This window comes from Proteus sp. MB838 (assembly GCF_054767435.1).
Genome location: NZ_BAABMO010000010.1, coordinates 84,676 through 98,846, shown reverse-complemented (window position 1 = coordinate 98,846; position 14,171 = coordinate 84,676). Strand labels below are relative to the sequence as shown.

Here is a 14,171-nt window from a genome sequence, read left to right as displayed (position 1 = left end):
GGCCTTTTTTATTTAAGGAATGGATATGGTTAAAAGACCAGATTGGGAGGCCATCGAGTCGGCTTACCGAGCTGGCGTGATGTCCATAAGGGAAATAGCCTCTCAATACGAGATAACCCATCAGGCGATAAGTAAGCGTGCCAAGAAAGAAGGATGGGAGCGAGATTTAAAGGCAAAGGTTAAGGCTAGGGCTGAAAACTTGGTTGCCAAAAGGGAGGTTGCCAGTCTGGTTGCCACCGAAAAGGCTATTTCAGAACGGCAACTTATTGAGGCTAATGCCGAGGTTATCGCTAATGTCCGCATGGAGCATAGAGGCGATATTCGAAGGGCTAGAGAATTAACCAACAACTTATTTGATGAACTATCTGCTGAATGTGCTGATGTGCCAGCCTTAAGAAAACTTGGCGAGTTAATGTTTAGTCCTGATGATAACGGACGCGATAAACTCAATGAAATTTATCATTCAATCATATCTCTCCCTGAGCGCGTTAAGTCAGCCAAAGCATTAAGTGAAACACTCAAAAACTTGGTTGGGCTTGAGCGTCAAGCATACGGCCTTGATGATGTTCAGCCGAATAAGACAGCTAGTCAGCTATCAGAACTAATGGACGACTTATCTAAGGAATAATCATGAAGCCAGAACATCTTGCATTATTAAGAGATAAGCTCTGGCGATTGAATCACCTCTACTGGATCACAAACAAAGAAGGTAAGCCAGTTCGATTTAAAATGACGCCTGAGCAACTCGAATATTTTGAAGGGATGCACACGCGAAACATTATCCTGAAAGCTCGTCAGCTTGGCTTTACTACAGAAGTCTGCATTATCCAATTAGACGCAGCGTTATTTGAGGCGGCTAAATGTGCATTGATAGCCCACACACTTAACGATGCTAAGCGACTATTCAGGGAAAAGATAAAGTATGCCTATGACAAGCTACCCGATGAAATCAAAGCGGCTAACCCAGCGAGTAATGATGCGGTTGGTGAGTTGGTGTTTAGCAAAGGCGGCTCGCTTTATATCAGCACGTCATTTCGTGGCGGTACACTCCGTTATTTGCACGTTTCTGAGTTCGGTAAGATATGTGCTAAGTATCCAGAGAAAGCCCGTGAGATTGTCACTGGCGCATTTGAGGCGGTATCAAGCGATTGTTTTACGACGATTGAAAGCACAGCGGAGGGTCGAGCAGGTTATTTCTTCGATTATTGCCAGTCTGCTGAGAAAGCGCAAATTCAGAATAAGACTCTCTCTAACCTAGACTGGAAGTTCTTTTTCTTCTCATGGTGGAAGAATCCAGAGTATGCCATTAATCCTGTTGAGCCATTACCCCAGCGGTTAGTTGATTACTTTGATGAAATAGCCAGCAAACATGGTGTTCAATTAAATGAGCGCCAGAAAGCATGGTATTACGCCAAAGAGAAAACGCTTGGCGACGATATGAAACGGGAATATCCGTCAATACCGTCTGAGGCATTCCAACAATCGGTTGAAGGCGCTTACTACGCCAAGCAGTTCCGCTTCCTGTACGAAAATAAACGCATTGGCACACTTCCTGATAACTCGCACTTACCGGTTCACACGTACTGGGATATTGGTGTGGGTGACTCAACGTCAATTTGGTTTATTCGTGAAGTGGGCGAGGAGTTCCACATTATAGACCACTACTCAAACAGTGGTGAAGGTCTACGGCACTACATGAAAGTACTGAAAGACAAAGGCTACACATATGCAAGTCACAATGGCCCTCATGATATCGATAACCGTGAGTTTGGCTCGGATGCGAAATCTCGGCGTGAATTAGCGCGTGAGGGGTACGAAATCGACGGACAAATTTACTCAATCCGATTTGAAGTAGTGCCGAAGCTTTCAGTTGATGAAGGTATCGAGGCAGTACGTGAAATTCTGCCACTTTGCGTGTTTGATGAGCATAAATGTAGTGAAGGCATTGCTCATCTAGAAGCTTATCGTAAAGAGTGGGATGACAAGCGAGGCTGTTGGAAAGATAAACCGCTTCACGATTACACGTCACATGATGCTGATGGATTTAGATATTTTGCAGTGAGTCGAAGAAATACTAAACGGTTGACTAAGAAAATAGAATTTAACTGGAACTAACATGAATACAAACGTTGATTACAAGCATCCAGCTTACAATGAGTTTTTGCCTGAATGGGACATGGTTGGCGATTGTGTTGATGGCGAACGAGTTGTTAAAAGCAAGAAAGAGAAATACCTCCCTCATCCGGCAGATAACAAAGATGAAGATGATAAGGGTAATGAGCGTTATAAGCGCTATTTAGCTAGAGCATCCTTTCTGAATGCCACGGGTAGGACACTTAGTGGTTTACTTGGTATTGCTTTCAGTAAGCCAGTAAAGATTAGTATTAGTGGTGATGTTGAGTATTTAGAAACTGATATTGACGGTCAAGGTCAGCCACTTACTCAAATGATAAGGGATGCGTTATCGCAAAACTTACAGCGTGGTCGAGCAGGTTTATTAAGTGATTTTAGTGGTTCAGGTATTCAGTCAGAGGCTAATAAAGGTCGCTCCTATATTCGGTTGTTTACAGCAAAAGAAATTATCAATTGGCGTGTAACGAACGGGAAAACATCCCTCGTTGTCCTCAAATATCAGGAGCCAGTAGATACAGATGATTTTGAACTGCAAATGCAGAATAACTGGATTGAATTAAGGCTTGTTAACAATGTAGCTTGCTCTCGTCGCTGGTATGAAGATGGAGATATAAAAGTTACAGAGTGGGTTGTATTAAAGGATGCACACGGCATTCCATTAAGGGAGTTGCCGTGGTCATGGATTGGTTCAATGAACAATGATCACACCCCTGATGCTCCTCCTCTTGCAGATATTGCGTACTTAAATATCAAACATTATCAAGTTGAGGCTGATATCGCAGAGTCTGCACATACTGTCGGTCAGCCGATGATTGCACTAACTGGCCTTACTGATGATTGGGTTGAAAGACACGTGTCTGAAGGGTTTACTGTTGGTTCACGCAAAGGGGTGTTGCTGCCACAGGGTGGTGATATGAAATTTGCGCAGCCAGAAGACAGAAACATTCAAATAAACCTAGCTGAGCGCAGAGAAAAGCAGATGGCAATGCTAGGAGCTAAGCTAGTTGAACGCGGGACATCAGCAAGAACAGCGACTCAGGCACAGGATGAGGCTCAAACAGATAATTCAGTGCTTTCGTTGTGTTCAGGAAACGTCGAAAAGGCCGTTAACCGAGCACTTAATTTCTGCATTCAGTTTGAGGGGAGTGGTGAGGCAACTATTGAGATAAACAAAGTTTACGATATTGCTCAACTGGATTCGCAAGCAATCACAGCTCTCCTTGCTTCTCTCCAATCTGGGGCTATGCGATTGATTGATTTTGTTAAGTACCTGCAAAGTATCAATATCATCCCTCAAGATGAGAAAGCTGAGGATGTTATCGAAGAGATAGAATTATCGCGAGCTAACTCAATGATGTAGAGGTGAATATGCAATCGCAGTTGATGTTAGATAATTCAATGATGATCCAAATTCTCCTAGAACGACTCAAAGCTGGCATTGTTGATAGAGAGGAAATGCAAAGAGAGCTAAGGGCGGCTGTTGCTAAGGCGTTAGCTAATTTCTCAGGTCAGATAACATCGAGGTCAAAACTAAACGCCATAATTGCTGAGTTAAAGCGAGAGCTATCACCAGTTCTGACCAGTTACTCTGAGCATTTACTGCAATCTGTTCTCGATATCGGTGTTGAGTCAAGCCAACTTGAAGTTGATAGCTTATCGCAGATAGTAACAAATGAAGTAAGCAAGCCTGATGCTGAGAAAGTTAAAAAAGCCATTTTAAATGTGCCGCTGATATTAACCGCTTGGGGCGGCTCTTTATTTCTCAAGAAATTTATATCATCTTGGGTGACTAGCTCTATCCAGCAAGTAGAGAATCAGACTGTTTTGGCTATGGCTGCTCAAAGTAACATTCAAGTTCTACAGTCCACTATTAATGGGGCTGCAATTGATAAAACACAGGTCTCTACATCGACGATATCTCGAATTACTTACAACTACAGAACAATTGCAAATACGGCAATTCAGCATGCTCATACATGTGCGGCTCAGGAATTTTATAAGGAGAATGACGATTTAATTAAAGAGGAAGAATTCAGCGCAATACTGGACAACAAAACATCATCGACGTGTAGGGCTTTATCAGGAAACCGATATCCTGTTGGGGCTGGCCCAATGCCACCATTACACCCAAACTGCCGAAGTCAGCGATTGCCAATACTTAATGATAAATTTGCTAATTTGATAATAACTAAACCAATAGGAAGATCTGAATGGGGAGAAGAAAGCTATTATGAATGGCTATCTAGGCAACCGGCCAAAAGACAGGATTTAATATTGGGTCCGACTAGAGGGAAGTTGTTTCGTGATGGTGGTTTATCTCCAGAGCGATTCGCACAGTTGCAGTTACATAAAAACTTTAAACCAATGACACTTAAAGATATGCAAAAGTTTGCGCCTAAAGCGTTTGAGCGAGCAGGAATTGAATTGAAATAACACAAACCCACCACTGAGTGGGTTTTTTATTATCCGCAGTTAGAGACTGCACCATCTAAACCAGAGGTTTTACGATGTTTAAATATTTATTAACGAAAGAAGAATTTGACGCATTAACTGATGAGCAAAAGGCTCTTTACAAAGAGTCTGGTGGTAATTACCAACTTCAAATCGAAGGTATGCCAGAAATTCCAGATGTGTCAGGTCTTCAAAAGAAAGTTGATGAATTACTTTCTGAGAAAAAATCAGAGCAGGAGAAACGCCGGCAAGCTGAAGAGGCTGCAAAAAAAGCAGCAGAAGATCAAGCGCGTAAAAATGGCGATATCGAATCACTAGAAAAAAGCTGGGCTGAAAAGTTAAAGACGCGTGAAAACGAGTTATTAGCACAGCTGCAGGAGAAAGACGCGAGTCTACATACGCTATTAGTTGATAACGTTGCTCAAACTGTGGCTACAAAGCTTGCTGGTGACGCTGCTCCGTTAATCATGCCACACATTAAATCTCGATTATCAGTAGAAGACGGTAAAACGCGAGTGGTTGATGCTAACGGTCATCCTTCTGCATTTACCATTGATGATTTAGAAAAAGAATTTCGTAGTAACCCGTTATTTGCTCCAGTAATTATTGGTAGTAAAGCCACCGGAACCGGAGGGGAAGGCGGTAAAGGGAAATCACCAGCCGGAGGCAGTGAAAAACCCAAAAGCGCGAATCCGTTAGTGGACAGCGCACGTGAAATCATTGCTAATATCCAAGAGGATTAATTTATATGTCTTTATATATTTTTCAAAAACAAGTGTCTCTAGCGGCAACAGAGTTGGTTGCTCAGGCTGTCCGTCAATTTAACGAAGCATCTGGTGGTGCTTTAGTTATTGGCGATGGTGATCATATCGGTGATTACATTGAGCAAACATCATGGCAGTTGCTTGGTGGTCTGGCTCAGCGACGCAATGCATATGGTTCAGGTAATCTAACGCCACAAGAATTGGGGCAAATCCTTGACCGTATGATTAAGATTGATGGTCGTATTGGCCCTGTCTCAGTTACCCCGACAATGATGAAGCGACTAGGTAAGGACGTATCAGAAGCGGCTGCGGTAGTTGCTGCTCAATCAGCAGAAGCCATGTTACAAGATTACCTGAATACTACTGGCGCGGCATTAAAAGCAGCTATTTCTGGTAATAAAACAGCCGTTACTGTTGGAGGTGAAACACCATCATTAAGAGGTTTAAATAAAGCAACACGTCCATTCGGTGATGCATATTCGCGTATTGTTGCTTGGTTGATGGATGGTGCAACATTCAACGACTTTATGGATGAGACATTAACCAACGCAAATAACCTATTCCAAATTGGCAACGTCGCCATTAAACAAGATAACCTTGGCCGTCGTTTTGTTATCTCTGATATTCCAGCTTTATCAGATGCAGACAAACAACATTCGCTAGGTTTAGTGACTGGTGCTGCTGCGGTTCAAACATCACCACTAATCATGAAGGCTCAGGATGTATTAGGGCAAGAAAATATTAAGGCACTAATGCAAGGTGAGTACGACTTTACTATTGGTTTGCGTGGTTACCAGTGGAGCAAAGATAGCATCAAATCCCCAACTAACGAACAGATTGCCGCGGTAGCTAACTGGAAGCAAATTGCTACGGATATTAAAGATACTGCTGGTGTTATGGTTTCATTTGGCAAAGATACTAGCGTTGGTGGGTAACGTGAGGGGCCGCCGCCCCTTATTTATCCATGAGGAGTGAGCATGTCTATTGCGATTACGGTTGAGCAAGTTAATGAGCAATTAGAGGTGATGGGGTTTGAGGCAACAAGTCTTGTCATAAACTCTGCTATATCTATAGTGGACACTATTGATACTTGCCTTGATAGCGCAGGGTATTCAGATGCGGTAATTGCTTTAATTAAACTGTATTCGGTTATCCTTATATTATCATCTGCTGATGTTCGTAAAATCGCGTCAGAGCACGCACCTTCTGGCGCTTCTGTTTCATATCAGTATTTTTCTGATGGCAGAAAAACGTTGCTAAAAATGCTGTCTTCCCTAGATACCAATGGATGTACTAATAGCCTTCCTATTGAACGCCCCGTAGGTGTCATTCAGTTTGATGTAGTTCGGGGGTGATATGGGGAAAATCCTGCGACGATTTTGCAAAGGGTGGGCAACCATCTGGAAAGTTGAGGGGAAAGATAAATACGGGAAGCCTATATTTTCAGAGCCAATCCATATCCGGTGTGATTACGGAAGTAGCTTTAAAGATGGTAGTAAAACTATTGGTACTGAAATAATTATTAAGAATGTCATTTGGACTGAGTATAGCGAAGCTTCTCAAGAAGACTATATCGCCATCGGTAAGTATGAAGACAGAGAGCCATTTTTGCATGGTGCTAGTAGGATTAAGTCTATCGATAGAGACCGTGATATTAATGGCGGTCTAGATGATTACACACTAACAACGGCGGTGTAACTATGGGGGCAAAAGTAAAAGGAATAAGTAATGCGATATCTAACTTAAACTCTCTGGTTGGAAGCATAGCATCAAAGAAGATAGCTCGAGCCATGCATAGAGCGCTAGATATTGGTGGCAGGCAAGCTGCTGTATACACGCCAATTGACACTAAAACGCTCATTAATTCACAATTTAGAGATGTAAAAGTAAAAGGTGCTCTATTTACTGGTCGCGTTGGTTATTCTGCTTCATATGCTGTTTTTGTTCATGATCCTAATGTTAAACAAACTTTCCGCAGACCTACTGCTAAGAAAGAATTCCTCCTGAAGGGGTTTAAGGAAACGAAGCAAATGATTGATCAGGCTGTTGCTGAGGAACTTAAAATATGACGACCTTTGAGAGACTGAAAAACTATTTTTCTGAATCAGGGTTATCTGATGGTTTCATTCAGCAGGATTATATTTGGAATGAAAAAGAAGGTAATGATTCAGATTCATATATCGTATTTCAGCAACTAAATGGAACTGGTCGTATTGATGATTTAAGTGGCGATGATTTCTTCACCGTTTCACTCATATCTGGCAAGGCGTGGATTGATTTTATTGTTCAGAGAGCTAACGAAATACTAGAGTATGTAAGGTGTCACTCTAGAAGTCATAACATTGGTTTTATTATCAATACATCTGGTTTTGTTAATCCAATTCAAACGACAGAAGGTAGGTTTATTATCCCGCTTTCTTTCCGCTGTACATCTTAAATTAAACACATCTCAACAGGTCGCTTATGCGGCCTTTTTTATTTGCAAATAAAGAGGTTATAACATGGCACAATGCCCTGATGATAAAGGCCTAGTGATGGGTAACGCAGGTATTCTGCGCATTGCAAAAGGCTGCCCTGACCAAGTACCAGCACAAGATCAATTCTTGCGCTTAGGTGCATTAACAAGCAAGTCATTCGATTTCGGCATGGAGACCGTGACATCTAATGCTGATGACACTAAAGGCTTAACTGAGTCAATTGTTACTGGCGCTGACTTTACGATTAGTTTTGATGGTGAACTAAAGAAAGCTGGCGTAACCGGTTCTACTTCCGCGTTTGATATTGCCAAAGAAATCCTTGATGAAATCAAAGCAAGTCGTCAACCAACATATTGGGTTCAACTTGATATGAAAGGCGATGGCTCTGATGTTGTTCAGGGCTATATGGCTTTCACGTCTTGGTCAATGGAGTTTCCAACAAAAGAAATTTCCACTTATTCAGGTGAATTGAAAGTCTATGACTCAGACACCGTTGAGTGGTTGCAAGAAGAAGTTGTTGTTGAAAGTGTCGCAGTAGATCCAGCCACTCTGTCTGTAAAAGTGGGTGAAACTAAGACATTTACTGTCAAATTTACCCCAACAGATGCGACTAACAAAAACTACACCGCTGTAAGCGATAAGCCGAATTTTGCAACAGTTACCCAGCTTGTTAATGTGGTCACTGTGCGTGGTGTTGCTGAAGGTACTGCAAACGTTACTGTCACATCCGAAGATGGTAGTAAAACAGCAAAATGCGTGGTTACTGTTACCGCAGCTTAATATTACAAAGGGTGCTTTCGAGTGCCCTTGATAATATTCAGGAGGGATTATGACACCTATTTTAGAAATCGGGGAGATGGTTATCTCTACTGATAAAAAGGATTACTTATTTAGACCATCGTTCATCAATATGACAAGAATCGGTGAGCCTAAACAGATTGTGAAAGCCTACGGTCAATTAAATGGTGCTGAGGTGCAAGAGTTAATTGCACGCGCCGTAATGAGCTACAGGGTTATTCCTGAGTGGTTAATAAAAGCCATTAGCAAGCCAACATATGGGCGTAATATCCTACAAACTGCAATGATGGTTATGCAGGCGTGCTGTGATGATGATTGTTCAGAAATCATTGGTGAATGGAAATCAGGTAAACGCGGCATTGTCTACAAAAACGGCAAGATGCCAATCGCTGACATTATCGTTATTGCTAGAGAACTATTTACTCACGGAATTATCGGTAAAGCTAAGATCCGCAAACTTCAACGCAATGAAGGCAAAAACGAATTCTCAGATGAGTTTATGGCAATTGATTATATCAGTTCAGCTCGTGCGCACTTTGGTATGAATCGAGAGGAAGCCGAACAGTTAACCATGACTGAATTTCAGATGATGCTCAAAGCTAAATACCCTGATGAGAAAGGCTTCACTAAAGAAGAATATGACAACATCATGAAGCAAGATGATAGGCGTAATAATGAGTTAATCAGTGGTAAGCGCAGATTGGTGAGCAGAAAGAGAAAGTAGCCAATTATCAGACTTGAGATATTTTATAGTAAAGGTAGGAATATGAACAAAATCCTAAGGCAGTATCGACATATGAAGGTGCCTTTATTTGAATCTGGATATATTATCTATTGTGGCTCTTGGGATGATTGGCGCGCTCTACATGAAAAACTAGGCATTGATGGTGGGGATAGTTTTGTTAACGGTGCAAGTCATACAGTTACTAACACTCAGTGTGTACTCCATATTATTGGTGTGTTTAACGGTAAATTATCTACTCTAGCTCACGAATGCGCACATATAGCGTTCGACATTTGTTACCGCGTCGGTGTGAGCGTTGAAACAGGGGCCGCGAATGAAACATTTTGTCATCTTATTAGTAGGATGGTGGATTTCTGTGTTAAACCCAAAAAAGCCGACGTAGGCCGGCTTTAATTATTACAACAGGTTAAGGACGCTTACTGTTTGGTGTTCTTTTTTCAAGAACCCATGTGTTGCCAGATTGCGTTGTTGGTGGTAGCTTTTCGTTGTCTCTCACTGTGGCATAATTGTTTTTTAAACCGCCACGAGGTCCAACTTCTCGATAGATACCGCCATCTTTACCTGTGTTTTCACCGGGTTTTTTACCCATAATAAAAACTCCTTGTAATGCTCGTTATTGAGCAGAACAAATATTAGACGTGAATTTAATTAAGTCAAATATCCGTACAAAGGAAATGGGGCTGCTACTAACCTGATGACGTTTGGTCCTTTGTTCGTTTTCTGAAAGCGGTAATCCCAACCTTGTCCGAAGATAGCCGAACGGTGGATTTGAGTCGTTTTGTGGGTGATGTATACTGGTTATATAAACAGTTTTTAATGTATAACATTTAAAAAAATTGGCGTTAGGTACTGGTATACTTTGGATTACGTTGCTATAACAAATTAAATAATAAGGTAAAAAAATAAACCGTAGGATTTAAAGAGCATAATTATATTTTTATAATTGATAAATTTATATAAATAAAGATAATGAATATAACAACAATATGATTGTGTGCTTTTTATACTCCTGTGATATATTTAATGACCAAATGGGAGGATAACTATGATGGCTAAAAACTTAAAACATAAAAAACACCAATGTGAGACATCAGACAATGGTGAGTATCAGGTGTTTATGGAGCAGGTGGAGGCCCAGATAGAAAGCGCTCAATTATCCATAGCTGAGAAAAAAGCTGAATTCAAAAGGATTAAAGAGAATGGCGCTAGACTCACAAAACACCGTTTCACTATATGATTTTATATATCTAGATAAACCAAGAATTCTTACTCTTCTCGCCCAGCTTTCTAGTAATGGGGTACAGCAATCCCTAAAATTAATTAATGGCGAAAAAACCTCAATTTCTGTTGAGAAAAAAATGGGAGCAAAAGCTGGAATTCTGGGGTCAGGAGTTTCTGGGGACGGAGGTAAAAAGACACAAGATGATTCCACAGAGTCAATTGAATCTATTCATGATGTGTCTTGGTCATCACCTATACAACTGTTAGATTTGCTAAGTGAGTTGGGAGTAATACACAATGGAACTGAAGGATCTAGCCTTGGGTCTATCGTAATTGCTAAAGGTGGTGTGAGAATATTTGACGTTATGAGCTTAAAAAAAAGCACTTCCAGTTATTGGTGCAATGTTTAACGCCGGTCTTGATCAGCCATCCCTTCCTCCAAAAGCAAAGCAAAAAAAATCAAAAAATATTGAAGATATTGTGATTGAAGGTGGTTTAACTATTGGCATGGTTGGCAGCATGCTTGATTTTGTTAACGATTCATTACAGATGGATTTATTTGAAGAAAACGGCAATGCTACATGGATGACTCTATCCATAGATGGTCTAACAATAAATTCTGCTGATTTAGCTCTGAAATATGGCTCACGAATACCAGGGGAATGGATTGTAATCGGAATAATAGACTCATTACCAGATCATTACTCAGAGCAGTACATTGAGATACCAGATGACAATAACCCCATGAAGAGTGGATTATCTGGAATGCTAGATGCAATTAGAGATAACATGGGAAGGAAAAGTACCAGTTACAGTCTTACCCCGTTAATGGTATTCAGAAAAGCAATTACCTCAGAAATAGAAAGCTGAATTAGTTATTATTGCCACTAACCCGCTTCGGTGGGTTTTTTATTGCCTGAAATCTACAACCTATTGATATAGTTTGATTATAGCGAATCGCGAGAATTGATAGCCCATCCTTGGGCTGTAGTTATTTTTTTTCGGTAAGAGCATTTAGTAAATTTTCAATTCTCTGTAGCTTGGATTCCATAGTGTTTAGTTTTTCTTGTAAATTGTTATCATTACCTATTTTCGTACCAGTTGGGCTAAATTTGTTATTCGCCTTGACCCTATCAGATGTTAAGGGTAGTTGAGCCTGTAGCGCAACCCCGATTACTTGGCGTATATCTCCAATAACGCATGATGGATAGTCATCATTTAATGAGTAAAGATACCAGTCGCCTTGGTCAAATATTAATTGTTTAAAGCTACAAAACCCATCAATGTAATGAAGCACATAATCCATATGGTTAGGCTCTAAAGACGGATCTATGATAACAATAGTACCTGATGGAAAGCTGACTCCATAAGAAGAGGTCATTGAATCACCTATGACTTCATAAGCAAATGCTTTATCACTAGCTTCAGGGATTGAAGGGACAAACCTTGAAAAACTAGCAGGATTATTCAAGTCGAAAACTGAGTCAGAATAAGAGAGGACTGGAATAAGAGGTAGAGTTATAGTTTTAACAACCTTACTTAAATCTGGGGCTTCTCCAGTTCCTTCTGCTAGCCATTCTGATGTTGTACCAAGTGCAGCAGCCAAATTAGTTAAAACATTTTTTCTTGGTTTGGAGTTTCCAGCCTCATAAGCTGCAATCTGTCTGCGCACTACACCAACTTTCTCCGCTAATTCACCTTGTGTTAATTCAGCAGCTTGTCTGGCGGCGCTAATTCTATTTTTAAAACCATCATCTATTTTCATATGTGAACTCTTTAAAATTCATATTGACACAATGTGAGTCATGATATATAACTAATAATACATCATGAAGATGTGATATTGAAATACTTCACAGGAGATAAAATGGAAAAGAAAAACAGAATTATGCCGTACCCATTTCGAATGAAGCCAGATATGAGGCAATGGATTGATAATGTTGCGGAGAATAGACGGCGCTCTACTCAAGTTCAGCTTGAATATATTTTAGAGGTATTTAGAGAGAAAGTGGAAAATGGTGAACTTGAGATGCCGTAAAAAAGAAGAAACCCCAATTGTTCGAGCAATTGAGGTTTCATTATCAAATAAACTCTTGGGCGAGAATAAGTGACATGACTAATTTAGCAAATATTAACGACATGAGCAATTCAGTTAAATCCATCCCAGCAATTATGCATAACGGAATACCTGTAGTTACGACTGAACTGTTAGCTGAGTTATATGATACTAAAAGTAACAACATAAAAGTAAACCACTCCCGTAATGCAGGTCGCTTTATTGAGGGTAAGCATTACTTCAAAGTTATTGGAAATGCTCTAAAAAATTTGCGAGTTACTTTAAGTAACCTACAAATTTCACCAAAAGCGAGAAGTTTAATTCTGTGGACAGAAAGAGGTGCGGCTCGCCATGCGAAAATGTTAGACACAGACAAAGCATGGGATGTGTTCGAATTAATGGAAGATCACTATTTTAATAAAGGAAAAAATGAGGTTGTTGTTAGCACGCGCCCAATAACCCAAAGGGAAAAAGATGCTCACAACATTAACGCTCTATTTAATCACTACGATGTTTTTTATTCAGCATGGAAGTCAGAAATATATCCAATACTAAGACAACTTGAATCACCACTTGCTGGAAGGTTGGTTGATAGATTTCAAGATGGTTATGCGTTTCTGATGAATTTAAGGAGAGATATTAACGGGAGATTACAAGAAGGTGAGTTGCCAAGAATATGCAGGTAAAAACAGAAAAGCCAATAGTTGCGATCTATTGGCTAATCCCAAACAAAACCCAGAAGGAAATGTTTCATGAGTGAGATCACTTTAACAAATAGTTTTAACACTGTCACGAACAAAACTATCGATACCCAGAAGTTATTATCAATGATTAACGTGGCTCGTAAGTCATGTGGTGAAAATCAAATTCGTAATAACGTATTGATTGAAAGAGTAAAAGACGAATTAGATGGCGAGACCTACAAAATTTTTGTAGGTCATAAAAATGGCGCTCAAATTGAAATAATTGAAATGGATATCAAACAAGCGCTTCGTGTAGCCGCTAGAGAATCAAAAGCTGTTCGTCGTGTTCTGGTTGACAAGCTGGAATCAATGCATGTAGCTTCTCAAAAAAGTGGCAAAAGCCAATCAGGTTTACCTGAATACCGCCAAGCTAGAACGCTTAAAATGTCGGTTGATGCCATTACTAACTTATTCGACTTAATGCCGAACCTGAGTGATGAGGCAAAACAGTGTGCAGCAGCTAATATCGTCAATCCGATTGTTGGGTTTGAAGCCGTTCCTTTGCCGGCACTTGAACAAAAATATTATACAGCTGGTGAAGTTGGAGAAATGCTTGAAGTATCTGCCAATAAAATTGGTCGCATGGCTAATAAGCATGGGTTAAAAACAGAGGAATATGGGAAATATTTCTTAGATAAATCTGCTTATTCTTCAAAACAGGTTGAAGCATTCAGATATAACGACAATGGAGTAAAAGCATTACGACACGCCATTCATGGTGTTGAAGTAGCTTAAACACCCAAGCCAAGGACGGCTTGCTTGAGATCACATATCACGCCTCTT

At 40.4% G+C, this 14,171-nt stretch carries 21 protein-coding genes; 19 read left to right on the top strand and 2 right to left on the bottom strand.

The window, feature by feature from the left end; genetic code table 11:
* Nucleotides 1–25 precede the first annotated feature (25 nt).
* The 13 genes from ACYUCW_RS06605 (at nucleotide 26) to ACYUCW_RS06545 (ending at nucleotide 9,761) form a co-directional block, all read left to right on the top strand.
* Complete coding sequence (locus tag ACYUCW_RS06605) at nucleotides 26–628, top strand: hypothetical protein (RefSeq protein WP_172409589.1); 603 nt, start codon at nucleotides 26–28, stop codon at nucleotides 626–628.
* A 2-nt stretch (nucleotides 629–630) separates the two neighbouring features.
* Nucleotides 631–2,115, top strand: a complete 1,485-nt coding sequence (locus tag ACYUCW_RS06600) for a hypothetical protein (RefSeq protein WP_017628803.1) — start codon at nucleotides 631–633, stop codon at nucleotides 2,113–2,115.
* A gap of 1 nt (nucleotide 2,116) precedes the next feature.
* Entirely contained in the window at nucleotides 2,117–3,493 is a 1,377-nt protein-coding gene (locus ACYUCW_RS06595; protein WP_017628802.1) for a DUF4055 domain-containing protein, read from the top strand.
* Nucleotides 3,494–3,501: 8 nt separating this feature from the next.
* Complete coding sequence (locus tag ACYUCW_RS06590) at nucleotides 3,502–4,566, top strand: minor capsid protein (RefSeq protein ID WP_017628801.1); 1,065 nt, start codon at nucleotides 3,502–3,504, stop codon at nucleotides 4,564–4,566.
* A 74-nt stretch (nucleotides 4,567–4,640) separates the two neighbouring features.
* A complete protein-coding gene (locus tag ACYUCW_RS06585; RefSeq protein ID WP_017628800.1) occupies nucleotides 4,641–5,327 on the top strand; it encodes a hypothetical protein in 687 nt (228 codons plus the stop codon).
* 5 nt (nucleotides 5,328–5,332) lie between these two features.
* Nucleotides 5,333–6,283 carry a major capsid protein gene (locus ACYUCW_RS06580; protein WP_017827430.1) on the top strand — a complete coding sequence of 317 codons (951 nt, stop codon included), beginning with the start codon at nucleotides 5,333–5,335 and terminating at the stop codon, nucleotides 6,281–6,283.
* A 42-nt stretch (nucleotides 6,284–6,325) separates the two neighbouring features.
* Complete coding sequence (locus tag ACYUCW_RS06575; RefSeq protein ID WP_017628798.1) at nucleotides 6,326–6,703, top strand: DUF7370 family protein; 378 nt, start codon at nucleotides 6,326–6,328, stop codon at nucleotides 6,701–6,703.
* 1 nt (nucleotide 6,704) lies between these two features.
* Nucleotides 6,705–7,046, top strand: a complete 342-nt coding sequence (locus tag ACYUCW_RS06570) for a hypothetical protein (protein WP_017628797.1) — start codon at nucleotides 6,705–6,707, stop codon at nucleotides 7,044–7,046.
* Nucleotides 7,047–7,048: 2 nt separating this feature from the next.
* Complete coding sequence (locus tag ACYUCW_RS06565) at nucleotides 7,049–7,417, top strand: hypothetical protein (protein ID WP_017628796.1); 369 nt, start codon at nucleotides 7,049–7,051, stop codon at nucleotides 7,415–7,417.
* On the top strand, nucleotides 7,414–7,785 hold the full coding sequence (locus ACYUCW_RS06560; protein ID WP_017628795.1) for a phage tail termination protein: 372 nt from the start codon (nucleotides 7,414–7,416) through the stop codon (nucleotides 7,783–7,785). Before ACYUCW_RS06565 ends, ACYUCW_RS06560 begins: the two co-directional genes overlap by 4 nt.
* 64 nt (nucleotides 7,786–7,849) lie before the next feature.
* Nucleotides 7,850–8,605, top strand: a complete 756-nt coding sequence (locus tag ACYUCW_RS06555) for an Ig-like domain-containing protein (protein WP_337240526.1) — start codon at nucleotides 7,850–7,852, stop codon at nucleotides 8,603–8,605.
* A gap of 49 nt (nucleotides 8,606–8,654) precedes the next feature.
* Nucleotides 8,655–9,347: a DUF6246 family protein gene (locus tag ACYUCW_RS06550; RefSeq protein ID WP_460408300.1), complete on the top strand. Its 693-nt coding sequence runs from the start codon at nucleotides 8,655–8,657 to the stop codon at nucleotides 9,345–9,347.
* Nucleotides 9,348–9,389: 42 nt separating this feature from the next.
* A complete protein-coding gene (locus tag ACYUCW_RS06545; RefSeq protein WP_017628792.1) occupies nucleotides 9,390–9,761 on the top strand; it encodes a hypothetical protein in 372 nt (123 codons plus the stop codon).
* A 13-nt stretch (nucleotides 9,762–9,774) separates the two neighbouring features.
* Here ACYUCW_RS06545 and ACYUCW_RS06540 read toward each other — a convergent pair whose 3' ends face one another.
* Nucleotides 9,775–9,957 (bottom strand): hypothetical protein, encoded by a 183-nt coding sequence (locus ACYUCW_RS06540; RefSeq protein WP_004247510.1) that lies wholly within the window; start codon nucleotides 9,955–9,957, stop codon nucleotides 9,775–9,777.
* Nucleotides 9,958–10,413: 456 nt separating this feature from the next.
* Here ACYUCW_RS06540 and ACYUCW_RS06535 point away from each other — a divergent pair, with 456 nt between their 5' ends.
* From ACYUCW_RS06535 to ACYUCW_RS06525, 3 genes are read left to right on the top strand one after another with little or no spacing between them, the layout of a single operon-like run.
* Nucleotides 10,414–10,605 carry a hypothetical protein gene (locus ACYUCW_RS06535; RefSeq protein WP_026090520.1) on the top strand — a complete coding sequence of 64 codons (192 nt, stop codon included), beginning with the start codon at nucleotides 10,414–10,416 and terminating at the stop codon, nucleotides 10,603–10,605.
* Nucleotides 10,568–10,999 (top strand): hypothetical protein, encoded by a 432-nt coding sequence (locus tag ACYUCW_RS06530; protein WP_460408299.1) that lies wholly within the window; start codon nucleotides 10,568–10,570, stop codon nucleotides 10,997–10,999. The genes ACYUCW_RS06535 and ACYUCW_RS06530 overlap by 38 nt, the downstream gene beginning before the upstream one ends.
* The gene (locus ACYUCW_RS06525; RefSeq protein ID WP_460408298.1) at nucleotides 10,992–11,459 is read left to right on the top strand and encodes a hypothetical protein; all 468 of its coding nucleotides are present in this window, start codon (nucleotides 10,992–10,994) and stop codon (nucleotides 11,457–11,459) included. The genes ACYUCW_RS06530 and ACYUCW_RS06525 overlap by 8 nt, the downstream gene beginning before the upstream one ends.
* A 121-nt stretch (nucleotides 11,460–11,580) precedes the next feature.
* Here the strand turns inward: ACYUCW_RS06525 and ACYUCW_RS06520 are convergent, their stop codons facing one another.
* Nucleotides 11,581–12,354 carry a LexA family protein gene (locus tag ACYUCW_RS06520; protein WP_017827423.1) on the bottom strand — a complete coding sequence of 258 codons (774 nt, stop codon included), beginning with the start codon at nucleotides 12,352–12,354 and terminating at the stop codon, nucleotides 11,581–11,583.
* Between the two features lie 102 nt (nucleotides 12,355–12,456).
* Between ACYUCW_RS06520 and ACYUCW_RS06515 the strand changes: the two genes are divergently transcribed.
* The 3 genes from ACYUCW_RS06515 to ACYUCW_RS06505 all read left to right on the top strand — a co-directional run bounded on the left by ACYUCW_RS06515 (nucleotide 12,457) and on the right by ACYUCW_RS06505 (nucleotide 14,123).
* Nucleotides 12,457–12,627 (top strand): hypothetical protein, encoded by a 171-nt coding sequence (locus tag ACYUCW_RS06515; protein WP_017827422.1) that lies wholly within the window; start codon nucleotides 12,457–12,459, stop codon nucleotides 12,625–12,627.
* Between the two features lie 74 nt (nucleotides 12,628–12,701).
* A complete protein-coding gene (locus ACYUCW_RS06510; protein ID WP_017827421.1) occupies nucleotides 12,702–13,331 on the top strand; it encodes an ORF6N domain-containing protein in 630 nt (209 codons plus the stop codon).
* Between the two features lie 66 nt (nucleotides 13,332–13,397).
* Nucleotides 13,398–14,123: a hypothetical protein gene (locus ACYUCW_RS06505; protein ID WP_017827420.1), complete on the top strand. Its 726-nt coding sequence runs from the start codon at nucleotides 13,398–13,400 to the stop codon at nucleotides 14,121–14,123.
* Nucleotides 14,124–14,171: the final 48 nt, after the last annotated feature.